16 protein-coding genes are annotated in these 18,870 nt (G+C 55.2%); 7 read left to right on the plus strand and 9 right to left on the minus strand.

Annotated elements, in window-relative coordinates; genetic code table 11:
* Positions 1-430: 430 nt before the first annotated feature.
* From A6U95_RS07300 to greB, 3 genes are all read right to left on the minus strand, one after another.
* Positions 431-973, minus strand: coding sequence for an RNA 2'-phosphotransferase (locus A6U95_RS07300; protein ID WP_065684012.1), 543 nt, complete (start codon positions 971-973; stop codon positions 431-433).
* A gap of 263 nt (positions 974-1,236) precedes the next feature.
* Complete coding sequence (locus A6U95_RS07305; protein ID WP_065684013.1) at positions 1,237-3,567, minus strand: Tex family protein; 2,331 nt, start codon at positions 3,565-3,567, stop codon at positions 1,237-1,239.
* Positions 3,568-3,692: 125 nt separating this feature from the next.
* Positions 3,693-4,175 carry a transcription elongation factor GreB gene (gene greB, locus A6U95_RS07310; protein WP_024527581.1) on the minus strand — a complete coding sequence of 161 codons (483 nt, stop codon included), beginning with the start codon at positions 4,173-4,175 and terminating at the stop codon, positions 3,693-3,695.
* 378 nt (positions 4,176-4,553) lie between these two features.
* Here greB and ompR point away from each other — a divergent pair, with 378 nt between their 5' ends.
* Both ompR and envZ read left to right on the plus strand, forming a co-directional pair.
* Positions 4,554-5,273: a two-component system response regulator OmpR gene (gene ompR / locus A6U95_RS07315; protein ID WP_004709363.1), complete on the plus strand. Its 720-nt coding sequence runs from the start codon at positions 4,554-4,556 to the stop codon at positions 5,271-5,273.
* Positions 5,270-6,640: a two-component system sensor histidine kinase EnvZ gene (gene envZ / locus A6U95_RS07320; protein WP_065684014.1), complete on the plus strand. Its 1,371-nt coding sequence runs from the start codon at positions 5,270-5,272 to the stop codon at positions 6,638-6,640. Before ompR ends, envZ begins: the two co-directional genes overlap by 4 nt.
* 182 nt (positions 6,641-6,822) lie before the next feature.
* Here envZ and pckA read toward each other — a convergent pair whose 3' ends face one another.
* The 5 genes from pckA to A6U95_RS07345 all read right to left on the minus strand — a co-directional run bounded on the left by pckA (position 6,823) and on the right by A6U95_RS07345 (position 12,848).
* On the minus strand, positions 6,823-8,442 hold the full coding sequence (gene pckA, locus A6U95_RS07325; RefSeq protein WP_065684015.1) for a phosphoenolpyruvate carboxykinase (ATP): 1,620 nt from the start codon (positions 8,440-8,442) through the stop codon (positions 6,823-6,825).
* A 200-nt stretch (positions 8,443-8,642) separates the two neighbouring features.
* Complete coding sequence (gene hslO / locus A6U95_RS07330) at positions 8,643-9,521, minus strand: Hsp33 family molecular chaperone HslO (protein WP_024482748.1); 879 nt, start codon at positions 9,519-9,521, stop codon at positions 8,643-8,645.
* A gap of 25 nt (positions 9,522-9,546) precedes the next feature.
* Entirely contained in the window at positions 9,547-9,954 is a 408-nt protein-coding gene (gene hslR, locus A6U95_RS07335) for a ribosome-associated heat shock protein Hsp15 (protein WP_065684016.1), read from the minus strand.
* Positions 9,951-10,631 (minus strand): GMP/IMP nucleotidase, encoded by a 681-nt coding sequence (gene yrfG / locus A6U95_RS07340; protein ID WP_065684017.1) that lies wholly within the window; start codon positions 10,629-10,631, stop codon positions 9,951-9,953. The genes hslR and yrfG overlap by 4 nt, the downstream gene beginning before the upstream one ends.
* An 84-nt stretch (positions 10,632-10,715) precedes the next feature.
* The gene (locus tag A6U95_RS07345) at positions 10,716-12,848 is read right to left on the minus strand and encodes an intracellular growth attenuator family protein (protein ID WP_065684018.1); all 2,133 of its coding nucleotides are present in this window, start codon (positions 12,846-12,848) and stop codon (positions 10,716-10,718) included.
* 447 nt (positions 12,849-13,295) lie between these two features.
* Here A6U95_RS07345 and nudE point away from each other — a divergent pair, with 447 nt between their 5' ends.
* A complete protein-coding gene (nudE, locus tag A6U95_RS07350) occupies positions 13,296-13,850 on the plus strand; it encodes an ADP compounds hydrolase NudE (RefSeq protein ID WP_065684019.1) in 555 nt (184 codons plus the stop codon).
* A gap of 115 nt (positions 13,851-13,965) precedes the next feature.
* Here the strand turns inward: nudE and mrcA are convergent, their stop codons facing one another.
* Entirely contained in the window at positions 13,966-16,524 is a 2,559-nt protein-coding gene (gene mrcA, locus A6U95_RS07355; RefSeq protein WP_065684020.1) for a peptidoglycan glycosyltransferase/peptidoglycan DD-transpeptidase MrcA, read from the minus strand.
* Positions 16,525-16,645: 121 nt separating this feature from the next.
* Here mrcA and pilM point away from each other — a divergent pair, with 121 nt between their 5' ends.
* Genes pilM through A6U95_RS07375 form a run of 4 tightly spaced genes read left to right on the plus strand, consistent with a single transcriptional unit; the run spans position 16,646 to position 18,863 of the window.
* A complete protein-coding gene (gene pilM, locus A6U95_RS07360; protein WP_065684021.1) occupies positions 16,646-17,488 on the plus strand; it encodes a pilus assembly protein PilM in 843 nt (280 codons plus the stop codon).
* Entirely contained in the window at positions 17,488-18,024 is a 537-nt protein-coding gene (locus A6U95_RS07365; RefSeq protein WP_065684022.1) for a PilN domain-containing protein, read from the plus strand. The genes pilM and A6U95_RS07365 overlap by 1 nt, the downstream gene beginning before the upstream one ends.
* A complete protein-coding gene (locus A6U95_RS07370) occupies positions 18,017-18,523 on the plus strand; it encodes a hypothetical protein (RefSeq protein ID WP_065684023.1) in 507 nt (168 codons plus the stop codon). Before A6U95_RS07365 ends, A6U95_RS07370 begins: the two co-directional genes overlap by 8 nt.
* Positions 18,516-18,863 carry a DNA utilization family protein gene (locus A6U95_RS07375; RefSeq protein WP_065684024.1) on the plus strand — a complete coding sequence of 116 codons (348 nt, stop codon included), beginning with the start codon at positions 18,516-18,518 and terminating at the stop codon, positions 18,861-18,863. Before A6U95_RS07370 ends, A6U95_RS07375 begins: the two co-directional genes overlap by 8 nt.
* Positions 18,864-18,870 lie beyond the last annotated feature (7 nt).

Below are 18,870 nucleotides of genomic sequence, written 5' to 3' on the forward strand. Positions count from 1 at the left end.
TACGGAATGTATGGGCAATTGTAAATGCTGTCATATCTGCAATGGACGCCTTGCCAGCCCTAGTTTTAGCACTAAGCCAAACGCACTGCAAATGAGTGCAAAAGGTTAATTAAGTTGCAAATTTGTGCATTTTCTTGCGGTAATGAAACAGGTGTAGTTCTATTGGCATGGCTGAAAGCTTTATGGCGCAAATCTGGCAACATCGCCTGCTGTAAATGAGAGGGGTAAGTATTTGTGTTTACGGCACAATCGACGGTCTGAAACTGCGGTGTTAATAAGGGTGTTAACAACGGAGTATTTTTACCGGAGTGGGGGATGAAGGCGATGACGCGAAACAGGACGACAAAAAAATCGTCATTTTATTGCGGCAGGTCAAAATTGTCGGGAGGCGCTAGAAGGATAAATGGCAAAAATGCCTTCATTTCTGCCATCACTCACCAATAAACGTCACTGGTACAGCTGTCGTCAACCAGACCCCATTATCAGCCTGATAAAATTTAAAGCCATTTTGGTACATTGCCAAAGCATCGATGGTTAACACAACAGGCTTGCCATGCCGTTGGCCAACGGCGGTCGCTGTAGTGATATCAGCGGATAGATGCACATATTGACGGGAGCCAGCGAGCAATCCGTCTTGATTAATTGAAACGATAAAACGTGTTGCCGTGCCATGGTAAAGGTACTGTGGCGGGGTCTGTTCTTCATAGCTGATATCAACCTGCTTTGAGGAGTGCCCTTGTACAGCGCGGATATAACCACCATCATCAGAAATAGAAAAGCGCTTCTTGTCACTGTTCTCTACAACCGATCTGATTAGTGGCAGGTCAAGTATCCTACCCTTTTTAGCTGCACAGGCGATAAGCGAGTCGAGATTCGCCCATCCTTCACTGTCCAGCGTTAAACCGATAGATTCTGGTTGGTGACGTAATACATAGCTTAAAAACTTGCTTACGTCTTGATTTTGATGACTCATTTCACATTCCCTGTTGTTAGTATCCGTATATTACTGGGTAATCTAGGGCTGGTGTCAATGAAGGTAGCAATTTTGGTGAAGCCACGTTAGGCGGGATGCCGTCCCCGAGCTAGTGGATTGATGACTAATTTACCTACGAACTCCAGAAGTCCATAGTTGAATACATGGATCTCATCGACTTTAATAAATCCGCGCTGTCTCTTGATCGCAGAACCAATCAAGAGACAGCCGAAGGGGGGATAAGGGTTTATCCCCTCAGCTCATTATTTCTTGCCAAATGCAGCGGCCAGCGCGTCACCCATGGCACTGTTACCTGCCAGGGTGCTGTTGCGTGGTTTAGGCTTATTAGCTGCAGGGCGTGAGTTTTTATCGCGAGCTGGAGCGTTATTATTGCCCCCGCCACGGCGTGGTGAACCTTCACCTGGCTGCTCATCAAGGCGCATGCTCAGTGCGATACGCTTACGCTGCAGATCCACCTCCATCACCTTCACCTTGACGATATCGCCGGCTTTCACCACGGTATGCGGATCTTCAACGAACTTGTCCGCCAATGACGAGATGTGCACCAGGCCATCCTGATGAACGCCGATATCAACAAAGGCACCAAAGTTGGTGACGTTGGTGACCGAGCCTTCCAGGATCATGCCCACTTGCAAGTCGTTGAGGGTTTCCACCCCTTCGGCGAAGGTGGCGGTTTTGAATTCCGGGCGCGGGTCACGGCCCGGCTTTTCCAGCTCTTTCAGGATGTCGGTGACCGTCGGTACGCCGAATTTCTCATCGGTAAAGTCGCTGGCTTTCAGGCTGCGTACCGCGCTCGGGTTGCCCATCAAATCTTGCAGAGCCTGGCGGGTCGCTGCCAGAATGCGCTCCACCACCGGGTAGGTTTCCGGGTGAACGGTTGAGGCATCCAGCGGGTTATCGCCGTGGTTGATGCGCAGGAAGCCCGCACATTGCTCGAAGGCTTTTGGCCCCAAACGGCTCACTTTCAGCAGTTGTTCACGGTTGCTGAAGCGGCCATTCTCATCACGCCAGGTGACGATGTTCTGCGCCATCATGCGTGTCAGGCCTGCTACGCGGGTCAGCAGCGGCACGGAGGCGGTGTTCAGATCTACGCCAACGGCGTTCACACAGTCTTCCACCACCGAGTCCAGCTTCTTGGCTAACTGGCTTTGGCTGACGTCATGTTGGTATTGGCCCACGCCGATAGATTTCGGATCGATCTTCACCAGTTCGGCCAACGGATCTTGCAGACGGCGGGCGATGGAAACTGCACCGCGCAGCGAAACGTCCAGGTTCGGGAACTCCAATGCGGCCAGCTCGGAAGCGGAATATACTGAAGCTCCTGCCTCGCTGACGATCACTTTCTGGGCTTTAACTTCTGGGAACTGTTGTTGCAGCTCGGCAAAGAAACGCTCGGTCTCGCGGGATGCGGTACCGTTACCGATGGCAACCAGCTCAACCTTGTGTTTGATGCACAACGCGGCAACGACCGCAGCCGCTTTGGCTGCCTGCCCGGTATGCGGATAGACGGTATCGGTGGCAACCAGCTTGCCGGTAGCATCAACCACTGCCACTTTAACGCCGGTGCGCAGGCCTGGATCCAGACCCATGGTGGCGCGCATACCGGCCGGGGCTGCCATCAGCAGATCGTGCATGTTGCGAGCGAAAACGTTGATCGCTTCGTCTTCCGCGCGCTCACGCAGGGTACTCATCAGCTCGGTTTCCAGATGCAGCAACACCTTGATGCGCCACGTCCAGTTAACCACGGATTTACGCCAGGCATCTGCCGGCGCATTGTTCAGGCGTAGGTTGAGATGGTTGGTGATAATCAGCTCGCCCTGGCTTTCACGCGGGGTTTCTTCAAACTGCGGATCGGCGTTCAGCGCCAGTTGCAGCACGCCTTCATTGCGGCCACGGAACATTGCCAGTGCACGGTGCGAAGGCACTTGCGCAATAGGTTCATGGTGATCGAAGTAGTCACGGAATTTCGCGCCTTCTTCTTCTTTGCCCTCGACAACCTTGGACACCAGATGGGCGTTTTTCCACAGGTAGTCACGCACCTTGGCCAGCAGGGTCGCGTCTTCGGCAAAGCGTTCCATCAGGATGTAGCGTGCGCCGTCCAGCGCCGCTTTGACGTCTGCCACGCCCTTCTCGGCATCGACAAACCCTTCTGCCAGCTGTTCTGGCTGCTGTTGCGGATCTTGCCACAGGGAGTCTGCCAGCGGCTCCAGGCCGGCTTCAATAGCGATCTGCCCACGGGTGCGGCGTTTCGGTTTGTAGGGCAGGTAAAGGTCTTCGAGTTCGGTTTTGCTTTGCGTGGCGTTGATTGCCCCCGCCAGCTGTTCGGTCAGCTTACCCTGATCTTCAATGGACTTGAGGATGGTTTGGCGGCGATCTTCCAGTTCACGCAGATAGCCCAGACGAGTCTCCAACTGACGCAGTTGGGTATCATCCAGGCCCCCGGTGACTTCCTTACGATAGCGTGCGATAAACGGCACGGTATTACCTTCATCCAGCAGACGGATGGCGGAGTCAACTTGCTCCGGGCGGGCCTGCAGTTCGGTTGCAATAATGCGGCTCAGTGGATCAGTCATAAGTCAGGTATCTGTTAGCAGCGATAATCGATAGGGGGATAGTTATACGTTTTGCAGGGGGAAAATGCCAGTCCAGAGGGCCGAGGTTTTGACGGGCGCAGCATGCAGCGCCCCTACGGTCTCAACTATTCTACGTCTTTGATATATTCGATCTCGTTGACGGTCCAGTAGGCAATCCCCGCCGGGGTCTCAACCGTGGCCGTATCCCCCACCTCTTTTTTCAGCAAGGCGCGGGCCATTGGTGAGTCGATGGAGATGTAGTCTTTACGGCCAAAGATTTCGTCGTAACCCACGATGCGAAAGCGTTTGGTATCGCCATCGTCATTTTCGATCTCTACCCAGGCCCCAAAGAACACTTTGCCCGCCTGCTGTGGCGAATAATCGACAATTTTCAGCTGCTCGAGGCACTTGGTGAGATAGCGCACTCGGCGATCGATCTCACGCAGCCGCTTTTTATTGTATTGGTAATCGGCGTTTTCACTTCGATCGCCCAGGCTGGCGGCCCAGGTGACTTTCTTGGTCACTTCCGGGCGGTCTTCACGCCACAGAAAATCCAGTTCTTTTTTGAGCTTGTTGTAACCCTCACGGGTGATCAGCAATGTTTTCATCGTCATCCATCATCAAATCACAGGAGCAGTGGGCATTCTCGCATAAAGCGGCCACCATATCCGTTGGCGTTTTTTTTATAAACCTGAGGTACACTGCCAATTCGCCAGTCTTGCGGTTTTCTGCCAAGAGTGTACATCATACGCAGCGGGAAGTTTTTTACCGATCTGCGGCTCCGGTTTAAGTGAAAATTGTTGATATTTGGGCAAAAGAATAAGCTTTGTAACAATTTCGTCTAGAATATATACCATTAAACGCTGTCAGTAATGATTGAGTTTTTGAACAATACGAGGCTGTTGCCAAATAGCCGCCAGCGGTGCCAATGCATAAGTGCGGGCCACAGTCTAGAATCAGGCAATACAGCCTTTGGGAGTCAGACAATGCAAGAGAATCACAAGATTCTGGTCGTCGATGATGACATGCGCCTGCGTGCGCTTTTAGAGCGTTACTTAACCGAACAGGGCTTCCAGGTTCGCAGCGTTGCCAACGCTGAGCAAATGGATCGTTTGCTGACGCGTGAGTCTTTCCATCTGATGGTATTAGACCTGATGTTGCCGGGTGAAGACGGGCTGTCCATTTGCCGTCGCCTGCGCAGTCAAAGCAACCCGATGCCGATCATTATGGTGACCGCCAAGGGTGAAGAAGTGGACCGTATTGTCGGGCTGGAAATCGGTGCCGATGACTATATCCCTAAGCCGTTCAACCCGCGTGAACTGCTGGCTCGTATCCGTGCCGTGCTGCGCCGCCAGGCCAACGAACTGCCGGGTGCGCCTTCTCAGGAAGAGGCGGTGATCGCCTTTGGTAAATTCAAACTGAACCTCGGCACGCGCGAGATGTTCCGTGAAGATGAACCTATGCCATTAACCAGCGGTGAGTTCGCCGTGCTGAAAGCCCTGGTCAGTCACCCACGCGAACCGTTGTCGCGCGATAAGCTGATGAACCTGGCCCGTGGCCGCGAATACAGTGCGATGGAGCGTTCCATCGACGTGCAAATCTCGCGCCTGCGCCGCATGGTTGAGGAAGATCCGGCACATCCACGCTATATCCAGACCGTTTGGGGTCTTGGCTACGTCTTCGTCCCGGACGGCAGTAAGGCATGAGGCGATTACGCTTTTCACCGCGTAGCTCGTTTGCCCGAACTTTGCTGTTGATCGTCACCTTGCTGTTCGTCAGCCTGGTGACGACCTATCTGGTGGTGCTTAACTTCGCCATCCTGCCCAGTCTGCAGCAGTTCAATAAGGTATTGGCGTACGAAGTTCGTATGCTGATGACCGATCGGCTGCAACTGGAGGACGGTACCTTGCTGGAGGTGCCGCCAGCGTTCCGCCGCGAGATTTACCGCGAGCTGGGCATTTCGCTTTATACCAACGCGGCTGCGGAAGAGAGCGGCCTGCGCTGGGCGCAACACTACCAATTCCTTAGCCAGCAGATGGCGCAGCAACTGGGGGGGCCGACCGACGTCCGCGTCGAGGTGAATAAAAACTCCCCGGTGGTCTGGCTGAAAACCTGGTTGCAGCCGGATATCTGGGTGCGCGTCCCGCTGACCGAAATCCATCAAGGCGATTTCTCGCCGCTGTTCCGCTACACCCTGGCGATTATGTTGCTGGCGATAGGCGGCGCCTGGCTGTTTATCCGCATTCAGAACCGCCCTCTGGTGGAGCTTGAGCATGCTGCCTTGCAGGTAGGCAAAGGCATTATTCCGCCGCCGCTACGTGAGTATGGTGCCTCTGAGGTGCGCTCGGTAACCCGGGCCTTCAACCAAATGGCCTCTGGGGTGAAGTTGCTGGCCGACGATCGCACGCTGCTGATGGCGGGGGTCAGTCATGACTTGCGCACGCCGCTGACGCGTATCCGTCTGGCGACGGAAATGATGAGCGAGCAAGACGGTTATCTGGCGGAGTCGATCAATAAAGATATCGAAGAATGTAACGCCATCATCGAACAGTTTATTGATTACCTGCGTACCGGCCAGGAGATGCAAACCGAAATTTGCGATTTGAATTCCATTCTGGGCGAAGTGGTGGCGACAGAAAGTGGCTACGAGCGGGTGATTGAAACCGATATTCTGCCGGGTGAGCTGATGGTGGATGTGCATCCGCTATCGATCAAACGTGCGGTGGTGAACATGGTGGTGAATGCGGCGCGCTATGGCAACGGTTGGATCAAGGTTAGCAGCGGGCGCGAACTGCAGCGCGGCTGGTTCCAGGTGGAGGATGATGGCCCCGGTATCAAGCCGGAAGAGCTGAAGCACCTGTTCCAACCCTTTGTACGTGGCGACAGTGCGCGTAGCACCAGCGGCACGGGGTTAGGGCTGGCGATCGTGCAGCGTATCATTGATGCTCATGCTGGCGTGCTGGATATCGGCACCAGCGAGCGCGGTGGCCTGCGTATTCGGGCTTATCTCCCATTGCCAATCGAGAAGAAAGAAGCTGCCAGCGGGAATCCGCCAGCCAAAGAGAACGCCTGATATCCTGACTTAAGGCCGCAGCATTGTGGCCTGTTTATTAACGGGTGCAGCATGCTGCGCCCCTACAAATCGACCACCGGTGCAAGTCAGCCACGAATTCAAACCCACCTCAAGTGCAAATCAGCCACAAATAGAAAAGGCGCGGAATTCCGCGCCTTGGCTTAGATGGTTAATCAACGCTATTACAGTTTCGGACCCGAGCTGACCAGTGCAGCGCCTGCCGGGGTATCGGTGTATTTGTCGAAGTTGGTGATAAAGCGATTGGCCAGATCGTGCGCCTTCTCTTCCCACTGTTCTAGGTTGGCATAGGTGGCACGTGGGTCGAGGATGGCCGGATCAACGCCTGGCAGGGCGGTTGGCATCGACAGATCGAAGATTGGCAGCGTGATGGTTTCTGCCTTATCGATTTCACCGTTGAGGATGGCGTCGATAATGCCGCGGGTGTCTTTGATCGAGATACGCTTACCGGTGCCGTTCCAACCGGTATTCACCAGGTAAGCCTGAGCTCCGGCTGCCTGCATGCGCTTGACCAGCACTTCTGCATACTGGGTTGGGTGCAGTGACAGGAATGCCGCGCCAAAGCAGGCAGAGAAGGTTGGCGTTGGCTCGGTAACGCCACGCTCGGTACCGGCCAGCTTGGCGGTGAAACCGGATAGGAAGTGGTACTGGGTCTGATTGGCCGTCAGGCGTGACACCGGCGGCAGTACGCCGAAGGCATCCGCAGTCAGGAAGATCACCTTGGTAGCATGGCCCGCTTTGGAAACCGGTTTGACGATGTTGTGGATGTGATAGATCGGATAGGAAACGCGGGTATTCTCGGTTTTCGACCCGTCGTTGAAGTCCACGGTACCGTCGGCCAATACGGTGACGTTTTCCAGCAGCGCATCACGCTTGATGGCGTGATAGATATCTGGCTCGGCTTCTTCCGACAGTTTGATGGTCTTGGCGTAGCAGCCGCCTTCAAAGTTGAAGACGCCATCGTCATCCCAGCCGTGTTCGTCATCGCCAATCAGTTGGCGTTTCGGATCGGTGGACAGGGTGGTTTTACCGGTGCCGGACAGGCCGAAGAACACTGCCACGTCGCCTTTCTCGCCCACGTTGGCCGAGCAGTGCATGGAGGCAATGCCTTTAAGCGGCAGCAGGTAGTTCATGATGGAGAACATACCCTTTTTCATTTCGCCGCCGTACCAGGTGCCGCCGATCAGCTGCATACGCTCGGTCAGGTTGAATGCCACGAAGTTTTCCGAGTTCATTCCCTGCTGCTGCCAGTTCGGGTTGGTGCACTTGGCGCCGTTCATCACCACGAAATCAGGCTCAAAGCCCTGCAGTTCTTCATCGCTCGGGCGGATAAACATGTTTTTGACGAAATGCGCTTGCCAGGCCACTTCTGTGATAAAGCGGACTTTCAGGCGGGAGTCTGCGTTAGCACCGCAGAAGGTATCGACCACGAACAGGCGCTTGCCGGAAAGCTGCTCGGTGACCAGTTTTTTCAGATCTGCCCAGACTTCAGGGCTGAGAGGTTTGTTATCGTTCTTGCCTTTACCTTGATCGGCCCACCAGACGGTGTCCCGGGTGATATCGTCACGAACGATGTACTTATCTTTTGGCGAACGGCCGGTGAAGATGCCGGTATCGACGGCAACGGCACCCAGATTGGTTACTACACCACGCTCAAACCCTTGCAGTGAAGGGTCCGTTTCTTCCTTAAACAGTAATTCATAACTCGGATTGTGAACGATTTCACCAACGTTATGAATTCCATAAGCGGCAAGATCCTGGTGGGTTATACCATTAACACGCATGTCACTACTCCTTGATCACAGAATTTCTGGCGACAATTGTAGGGATCCATGGAGATGTAACCGCGATAGGTATCAAATATTTAACGTATTAAACGTTTTTTAGTTACGTTATGAGATGTAGACCACGGAATAAAGCAAGCGTGCAAACGGCGGGGGCTGACGTGCGTCACAACTCGACGCACGTCACACCGCGGTTTTGCTTAATGCAGTTGGGTGCTGCTGTCGGCATTGCCGTTGTGAAGGGCTGCGATGTCTAACGCATCGAATACATAATGATTACCACAGTAATCACAGTGCATATCGATGTTGCCATCCTGTTCCAGCATATCGGCCACTTCTTCCGTTGGCAGCGTGATCAAGGCATCGGCACAGCGCTGGCGTGAACAGGTGCAGCGGAAGATCACGTCCTGGGGTTCGTACAGTGTGACCTCTTCCTGATGATAGAGGCGATACAGTACTTCGTTAGCCGGCAGGGTGAACAGCTCGTGATCCTTGATAGTGGCGGTCAGCTGTACCAGATGGTCGAAATCATCGGCATTGCCATCCTGAGCTGGCAGCACCTGTAACAGCATGCCAGCGGCTGCTGGTTTACCTTCGGCTTCGCCGGTACGGATAAACAGGCGCGTTGGCAACTGTTCGGACTGGCGGAAATACCCTTCCAGACACTGGGCCAGCGTTTCACCTTCCAGACCCACCACGCCCTGATAGCGTTCACCTTCAGACGGGCTGATGGTGATCACCATAATGCCGTTACCCAGCATCTGGTGCAGGGTGCTGTCGGCCACAATCTCGCCTTCGACACGGGCTACACCACGCATTTCTTGGCGATTGTTGCCGTTGATCACCGCCAGTTTCAGCGGGCCGTCACCTTGCACCTGAACGGTAATGTCACCGTCGAATTTCAGCGTGGCGGTGAGCAGGCTGGTGGCTACCAGCAATTCGCCCAGCAGCTTTTGTACCGGTGCCGGATAATCATGGTTGGTCAGGATGTGCTGATAGGTTTCGCTGACGGTAACCAGCTCACCGCGCACCGCGTAGTTTTCAAACAGGTAACGGTGCAATTGGTCATGGTTGGACATAGTTTTCTCTCATTGAGGCGAGGGGTTATTCCTGCTCGCCAAATTTAAATTTAATTAAATCGCGCCGCTCTTTCTTGTCCGGACGACGATCCGGATGCGGCATGGTCAGCGCATTCATCTTGCGTGCCAGCGCCACTTTCTCGCGATTGGCAATGCTGGCCTCGGTTTCCTGATACATCAGCTGCGCCTCATCGGCTCCACGCCGTTGGGTATTGATGGCCAGCACGATGACAGTGCGTTCGTCATTGCCCTGACGCAGCTTGATTTCTGCATTGATTTCAACGGCTTTACTCGGCTTGCCGCGCTGCCCGTTGTAGTGCACCTTGCCGCCGTCGATCATGTCGCGGGCCAGTGCGCGGGTTTTGTAAAATCGGGCGGCCCACAGCCATTTATCCAGGCGGACGGCCTCATCCTCTGTTGCTTTGGCTTTCATTGCTCCCTCCGTTCCAAGGCCGGTATCAACTGGCGGTAGTCGCTCATTGACGGATAACGCTGGAAAGTTTTACTCGCCATGCTGGAGTCCGGGTTCTGCACGCCAAGGCAGTAGCGGATACCAAACTTGCTTGCGGCATCCAGAATGGGTTCACCATCATCCACAAACAGCGTGCGCTGCGGATCAAAGCCGGTTTGCTGCTGCACGGCCTGCCACAGACGCTGATCTTCCTTTGGATAACCAAATGTGTGGGTGGAAAGTAATAAATCAAGGTGTCGATCCAAACCGGTGTGCTCAACCTTCACCGCCAGACTGTGTGGATGCGCGTTGGTGAGCAGGATGGTACGCTGCCCGGCATCGCGTAACGCCTGCAAAAATGGCTGGGTATCTTCACGCAGCCGAGCGCGGTTACCGACTTCGCTGGTCATTTGGTAGATATCCAACCCGAGGCGTTCGCTCCAGTAATCAAAGCAATACCAGTTCATGGTGTGTTGCACGGCCAGGTATTCCTGGTGAATGATGTTGCTGGCGTCGTCGAAGGGAATGGCCCGTTGCTCACTCAACGCCTGCGGTACCAGCGTTAGCCAAAAATGGCTGTCGAATTCAAGATCCAGCAGGGTGCCGTCCATATCCAGCAGTACGGTATCAATATCGTGCCAGTCAAACTCAGGAACCATGTACCAACTCCATAGGCGGGATAGCGGTATCCCGCGGATGATAAAAAACATACAGCCTAGTATAGGCGGATGGCAGGTCGGAGGCTACGCCATCGGGCGTATGGATATCGGGGTGAGCTGCGGGTTGAAGCAGTTGTCGTAATAGCGCTGGATATCGGCGAGGCGATGTTGGTTTTTGCGCCAGCGTTGTACCAGCCGCCAGGAGTTGTAACCCAGCACGACGACCAACACCAGCAACAGCAGGCTGGTGCCAAGATAGCGCCACAGGGTCACGATATCCGGTTCACTATGCAGGGCGATATGCCGAGTGCCGTTGGCATCGACAAAGATATTGGTGATCACCCCGTTTGCCCGGAACGGCGTATGTAGCAGCATGCTGCTAAGACGCTGTAGCTCTTTCCATTGGTCGAGTGAGTTGTATTCGTTCAGCGGTTGCGTGGGCAAGGGATAATCCACCAACTGCTTGCCTTCGTCACTGGTGATCAAAAAACCGCCCGGCGGTGGACTATTGAGGGCCGCAGCGGCCTGACGGGTTTCCCGCACCACAAAGGCAGAGGTAGCCGCGTTGCTCAGGTTTTCCAGCGATTCAGCACTGACCGGACGTAGCAGAACGTTAACGCCTTCCAGCGCCCCGGATTTGGCCCGTTTCACCAGGTTGGCCCAGTTCTTGACGTTGCCCAGATTGACCAATGCGTTCTTCAAGCGCACACAGTCGGCCTCAGTGCCGCACAGATCCTGCGTTTTCAATACGATATCCGCAAAGTCATCCAGCAGGATCATGCCTGACTTTTCAATGGCACTGGCCAACTGCGGGTTCACTTTCTGCTCGGCACCGCTTGGGTGCAGTTGCCGGTTGATGGTGGCCATCAGCGCAGCAGCTTTATCGATCACTTCCGATTCGGGCTGTGGCAATGGGGTAGCCGTATTCCAGTAGATCCCCGAACAATCGAAAGGCATAAAGCTCGGCGCAGTGGCGCTGTTGTTGCCCGAAGGAACGTAGCACATGCCGTTGCCCTGAATTTTCAGCCTATCGCCGATATGCAGTGGGATGGCCTCCAGCGCCTGAACGCTGGTGACTTCCGTTTTCTGCGTGCCCTGTAACCACGCGGTGCTCAATTTAGCGGGCAGGCTGAGTGGAATGTAGATTAACAGTAACAACAGCACCACGAGCGAACTGGCCGCTAATACGGCGTTCTTGCCCCACTGCTGCAAGGGGAAGTTCTTCACTTCGTCATGCAGGGAAAGATAGTGCCCCTGGCGTACCACCTGCCGGTTGAGGTAGATATCCACATTGGTGGTTTTACCCAGGTCTGCATTCAGGTAAGGCAGCCAGTGCGGGGGGTAGATCAAATCGATAATGCCAAAAGAGATATTACTGATTTGCCCCTGATTGGACTCACCGAATAACCCCCAGCGCTTTGGCGTGCCGCGCAGACAGTGCACTTCTTTCAGCTCTTTTTCGCTCGGGCGGCGCAACAGATGCCAGCAGCCCCAGACGATCATCAGCACCGCCACCAGAATAATCCAGGGGATCACTACCACCGGACTGATCAGGCTGAGAAATAGCAGCAGTAGGGCAGCAGAGATGAGGGCCGCTTCCTTGACGCCGTTCGGCCGGTTAAGCTCATGTTCCTCGCGGGTTTCCTTGCGAATGTTCACCAACTCAATATGTTCGCTCTCTTCTTTGCGGATGGAGGCGTTCCTTGTCGGGGTTGTAGTCACTACCGGCGAAGGTGGGCTGTCGTAAATATGATCCAGCAGCGAATGGCCGTTGAGTGAGATCACCAGCGGTAGCGTCTGGGTCTTGATCACTTCGACATGGTTATCGGCGCTGATGTACTGCTCCCAAAACGGAGGAAGATGGATCTCTTCCGAGTCGAGATAGTAACGCCAGTTGTTGGGTTCATCGCTTGCCAGCCCATAGCGGGTGATGGCATGGGTGATCGGGTAAACGTTGTCGCTCTGTGCGGTCAACGACAGCCTGACAGAAGGTAGGGAAGCGGAACCTGACAGCAGTTTGTTGCCAAGGCGGTTCTGTTGGTTGAGGTAAAACTCGATAGCTGCCCGCTCTGGTGCGGTCAGCTTGCGGTGGGTAGGTTTGACGAACGGCAGGATACCGGTCAAGGCCGACCGGGAGCGGAATTTAAACCACAAGTAGAGGCCAGCAGCGATCAGGCAGGCTAGCGCTAAGGCCAATATCAACGCTATTGTGCTCATGCTATTCTCGTCCCACACCCATGAAACCGCCAATCTTACGCAAAGCCAGACATTATACGGAGTTAACCGCCCAGAGATAGAATGACCCACCGTTTAGTTGTATCCGGCTCTCATTCGTGGCTATCGTTAGGCATTTACCGTACGATTTTTTAACCTGCACGAGCATAGCAATCCTCATGGTGTGCGGATATCAGGATTATCCTATTTGCCTACCTGTTTTTTTATCCACCGGGATAGCTGCTGGCCAGGTTTGTTAAAAAAAAGTAAATTACAGGCTAAGCTCGTTGCGGAAATGGTTCCCATTAACGCACAATGTGATCAAGATCGAGTTTAGCCGGTGGTTGACCCTTTTGCTGTCTGCCACAACGCGCATATTATTATCCTGGTTACCTGCCTGAGAGTACTGAGTATTCAGTGTATTAGGCGGTTAACCTATTTGAGGCAATCATGGATAAACAGCTGCAAAAACCTAAAATTCTGAAAGTAGAAACGGTCGCGCGCTCGCGTTTATTTAACGTGGAGTCGGTCGATCTGGAGTTCAGTAACGGTGTGCGGCGGGTCTATGAGCGCATGCGCCCTTCGGAACGCGAAGCGGTGATGATTGTGCCGGTGATAGGGGATGATTTGCTGCTGATCCGTGAATATGCGGTGGGCACTGAATCCTATGAGCTGGGCTTCCCCAAAGGGCTGATCGACCCTGGCGAAGGGGTGTTGGAAGCCGCTAACCGCGAACTGATGGAAGAAGTCGGCTTTGGGGCCGGGCGCTTTGATTTCCTCAGCAAACTGACGATGGCTCCTTCCTATTTTTCCAGCCAGATGAATATCGTGCTGGCACACGACCTCTATGCGCAAAGCCTGGAGGGGGACGAGCCAGAGCCGTTACCCCAGGTACGTTGGCCGATAGCCAAGATGATGGCACTGCTGGCGGAACCGGACTTTCGTGAGGCGCGCAATGTCAGCGCATTATTCCTCGCCGAGGCCTTCCTGCGTGGTTCACGCTAACCTTCCATCGATTCATCTGCACGGGCGCTGCTGACAAACCCTCACCGGACTCACAACATGCTGTGCCCGCCGGTTAAGATAAAAAAATGGCCAGATTGCTCTGGCCATTGTCGTTTTAGAACAGCTCGTGGCTTTCGCCACCAGGGTCTGTCAGGGTGGTTCCGGCATCATGTACCGAGAACTCCGTGGGTTGAGTACCTTCGATAAAGTACTCGGAACGGCTACCTCCGCCCCCGTTGGACAGTTTGCCAGTGCTCTTGTCGATGGTTACGCTGACAATCCCCGGCGGTGGCGTGACTTTCTGCTCTGGCAGGCCTTCCAGCGCCACCTTCATAAAATCATCCCAAGCCGGTTGAGCACTCTTCGCCCCACCTTCACCACCGGAAATCTGATCCGGGATGGCACCCGAAGCGGAGGCTCGGCCAAGATTGCGGCGGTGATCGTCGAAACCGATCCACACCGATGTCACTGTTTCTGGGCCGTAGCCGGAGAACCAGGCATCTTTCGAACTGTTGGTGGTACCGGTTTTGCCACCGATATCATGGCGTTTAAGATCGCGGCCTGCGCGCCAGCCGGTACCCATCCAGCCCGGTTCACCGAAGATATTGGTGTTCAACGCATCACGGATCAGGAACGACAGCGGGGTGCTGATCACGTGTGGCGCATACTGCTGTTCGTTATCCTGCTGCATCTGTGCCGGGGTTACCTGCTCAAGCTGTGGCATCGGGACGTTGGCATTGTTGCCTTCCTGCGATACCGCCACGTTCTCGACGTTATCATCGGAAAGCATGGCTGAACGATGCGTATCGCCGTAGATCACCGGCAGGTTGCAGCTATCGCAGACCACTTTCGGTTTGGCTTCGAATATCGCTTTACCCGTATCGTCTTCGATCTTGGTGATGAAGTACGGGTCAACCAGATAGCCACCGTTGGCCAACACGGCATAGCCGCGTGCCACCTGTAGCGGGGTGAACGAAGCCGAACCGAGCGCCAGCGATTCCGAATGCACGATGTTTTGCGCCGGGAAACCAAAGCGTTGCAGATATTCAGCGGCATAGTCCACGCCCATGGCGCGCATTGCCCGCACCATCACCACGTTCTTCGATTGGCCTAGGCCTTGGCGTAGTCGGATAGGACCGTCGTAAGTAGGTGGCGAGTTTTTCGGCCGCCAGTCGGTACCGGCACCGGCATCCCAACGGGTGATCGGCAGATCGTTGAGGATGGTGGCCAGCGTCAGGCCCTTATCCATCGCCGCGGTATACAGGAACGGTTTGATGTTGGAACCCACCTGGCGCAGTGCCTGGGTTGCGCGGTTGAACTTGCTCTGGTTGAAATCGAAGCCGCCGACCAACGCCTTGATAGCGCCAGTATTAGGATCGAGCGACACCAGCGCCGAGTTCACGTCCGGCACCTGTGACAGCCACCAGTTGTCGTTAACTTTACGCACCCAGATCTGCTGGCCGGGCTGCACCACATCGGTGACGCGCTTCGGCGTAGGGCCTTGCAGAGTATCGCTCTTGAACGCACGAGCCCAGCGCATGCCAGACATGGGGAGCGCAATGCGGCTGCCATCGGCCAGCATGGCGGTAGCCTGTTCGGCATCCGCTTGCAGGACCACCGCAGGAGACAGCGGGCCGTAGTTCGGCAGGTTCTTCAGGGAATCGACAATCTGTTTCTGATCCCAGGCTGGCTCACCCACTTTCCACAGTACGTTTGACGGGCCGCGATAGCCGTGGCGCATATCGTAGTTGAGGATGTTGTTACGTACCGCCTCCTGAGCGCCTTGCTGCAGCCGCTTGGTGATGGTGGTGTACACCTTGTAACCGTCGGTATAGGCGTTTTCACCGTAACGCTTGATCATCTCCTGACGCACCAGCTCTGAAAGATAAGGGGCGGAGAAGCTGATTTCTGGCGCATGGTAATTGGCGACCAAAGGTTCACTGCGGGCCTGATCGTACTGCGCCTGCGTGATGTAGTGCTCGTCCAGCATTCGCGATAGCACTACGTTACGACGCGCTACGGAGCGATCGTGGGAGTACAACGGGTTAAAGGTAGACGGTGCCTTGGGTAATCCGGCAATGGTGGCCATTTCGCTCAGCGTCAGTTGGCTGACATCCTTACCAAAATAGACGTGCGCGGCAGCACCCACGCCATAAGCCCGGTAACCCAGATAGATTTTGTTCAGATACAGCTCAAGAATTTCATCCTTGGTCAGCATCTGTTCAATGCGGATCGCCAGGAAGGCTTCCTTGATTTTGCGCATCAAGGTGCGTTCCGGGCTCAAGAAGAAGTTTCTGGCCAACTGCTGGGTGATGGTACTGGCCCCCTGCGAAGCATGGCCGGAAACCAGCGCGACCGATGCAGCACGGAAGATACCAACGGGATCGACCCCGTGATGATCATAGAAACGGCTGTCCTCCGTGGCGATGAAGGCATGCACCATCACCGGTGGAATTTGGTCCAGCTTGAGAGGTATACGGCGTTTTTCACCATATTGGGCGATCAGTTCGCCCTCCGCGCTGTAAACCTGCATCGGGATTTGTAGCCGCACGTCTTTCAGCGTTGCGACATCGGGCAGCTGTGGCTCGACATATTTGTACAAGCCAAAAATCGAGGCTGCTCCCAGCACGATGCAAAACACTGCAAGGATTAAAAGATACTTTACGAACTTCACCTGAGATTTCCCATTTCATGTCAATTGGGCAGTTTATAAACAACCGCGCGGTAGTATAAAGGCAAGCCTGCAACATGGATATGTTCTTTTGTTATCTGAGGGTACGGAGGTGGGGTGAAATATGTTTTCTCAAACGTGGCAGGTGGGATTGGATATCCAGGATCACAGCATCAGAGCGCTGGCTGCGCAGCGTCGGCGTAACGGTTGGCAATTGCGCCACTGGTGGCAACAGGCATTGCCCTTCCCGGCGCTGCGGGCGGGGCATTTAGAGAGTTCTGCCATGCTGGTGACGGTACTCAAACAGTGGCGTAGCCGGTTACCAAGACATATTTCCTTACGCATTGCTTTACCCGCACAGCGGGTTTTACAGCAGACGTTGCCCCTGCCAGACCTGCGCTTACAGGAGCCGGTTCGCCATGACTACATCACCACCCAGGGCCTGAAACAGTTCCCGTTAGACAGCCAGACGTTGGCAATGGATTACCGCCAGGTGCAGCCCAATACCCATCAGTTGCTGCTCACCGCGGCCCGCCAGCAGGAGCTGCAACAATGGCTGCAATGCCTGCAACTGGCGGATCTGCATCCCCAGGTGATCGATATCACACCCAATGCGCTATGCATGATGGCCGCATTTGCTGGTTTGGCTCCCGATGCCGGGTTGCTGCATCGCCTGGAGTCGGAATGGCTATGGGTAGCACCGCGAGCGATGCCCTTTGCTTATGGTGTCTTGCCTGCGGGGGAAGCCGTCGGCGTCAAGCAGGTGTTAGCAGCCCTGCGTTCAGCTTGCCCAGCCATGGGGGCTAAAGAGGTGTATTACAGCAGCGTCCTGGACGAGGCCGCGCCAGAAGGCACCATGCCCTGGTCACCTTTCACGACTTTCAGCCGCTTATACCCGCCGCTGCCCGCTCAGCCGATGGCGTTTGTTTTGGCTGGCGGGTTGGCTCTGCGCCGCGAGGATGCCTGATGTATCAGGTCAATCTGTTGCCCTGGCGTCTCAGACGGCAGCGGCAGCGCTACACCTTCTGGCTACGCTGCTTCGTTGCTCAATTGCTGCTGGTGCTGGCTACGCTCACGGCAGCCTACTGTTTGCTGTTCTACCAACAGGCCAGGCAACATTCGATATTGCAGGGCTTGACGCAGCAACACACTGAGCTGGCAGGGCGTATTCAGCAGACGCAGCAAAAGATGGCCGAACTGGCCCGTTTGGCTGCAGAAAGCGCCCGTTACCAGCACAATCGTGCGCATAACCTGCGTTACCTGTCGCTATTGCAGCAACTCTCGGTAACGCTGCCTGAAACCCTGTGGCTCACGGATTTTGAAGAGAACGCCAGGGGGATCTTGCTGCGGGGGCAAGGTGGGGCGTATGAGGAGATTGTCACCTTTGAGCGGCGGTTGGCCGCGCTACCTTTGTTGCAGGGCTGTCGACTGGTTGAAGTCACACAACGCAAGGAGGGAGGGTTTGCGTTCACTCTAACGGCACGCTGGGGGCAAGATGGATAAGCCCCTGCCAGAGTGGCTGAGCCCCTGGCTTGCCCGGCCTGGTTGGCAACTGCTGGCAGCTCAATGGCTGGTATTAACCGGGGCTGGGCTGTTGGCCTGCAGTGGGCTGATCTCGGGGGAATGGCAACGGTGGGAAAGGCTGGATGAGCAGCGTCAGCAGTTGGTACACCAGATTGCCGAGCGCCGGCAGCAACTGAGTCAGCTACCGCCGTTAGCAGAGCTTGAGCAGCGGTTGGGGCAGCAGGTGTTGATCGTGCCTGATGAGCCGGGGGACTTGGGGGCTCAGCTCTATCAGCTTGGGGGGCGGCTGCTACGTTTCCAGCAGGTGAAACCAGCCCAGCAAAAGATAAGGGTACAGCTAGATTTCGGGGGCTTGCTGCGTTTGTTGGAGGCGCTGCCATCCACCCGCAGGATTGGGCAAATGAAGATCGAGAGGCAGCCCGAAGGGTTAATCACTCAACTGACTCTTATTTGCTCAGAAGAGGCGGTGGATGAATAAGGCGTGGTGGTTTTGGCTGTTGTTCTCGGCCCCGCTGTGGGCTGAACAGTATCGCGATCCGTTCCAGCCACCGCTAACGGCGGCCTGCGCCGATCCTGCCATTTCACCAGAGGGCTGGCGGTTGAAAGGGATTATTGGCACACCGGATTTGCGCTATGGCTGGGTGGTCACTCCGCAGGGACAGTGGTTGGGGTTATTGCCCCGGCAGCGGGTGCTTGATGGGGATTGGCAAGTGGCGCAGATCCAACCCCGGCAGCTTGAACTCGTCGCGCAGGATAGGGCTGAAGCATGTCGGCCACGTAAGGGCAGTGTGGTGCTCACGTTGGAGAAAAAACCGTAAGGAAAAG

This window comes from Serratia sp. 14-2641 (assembly GCF_001692375.1).
In the GTDB taxonomy this organism is placed as follows: Bacteria; Pseudomonadota; Gammaproteobacteria; order Enterobacterales; family Enterobacteriaceae; genus Chania; species Chania fonticola_C.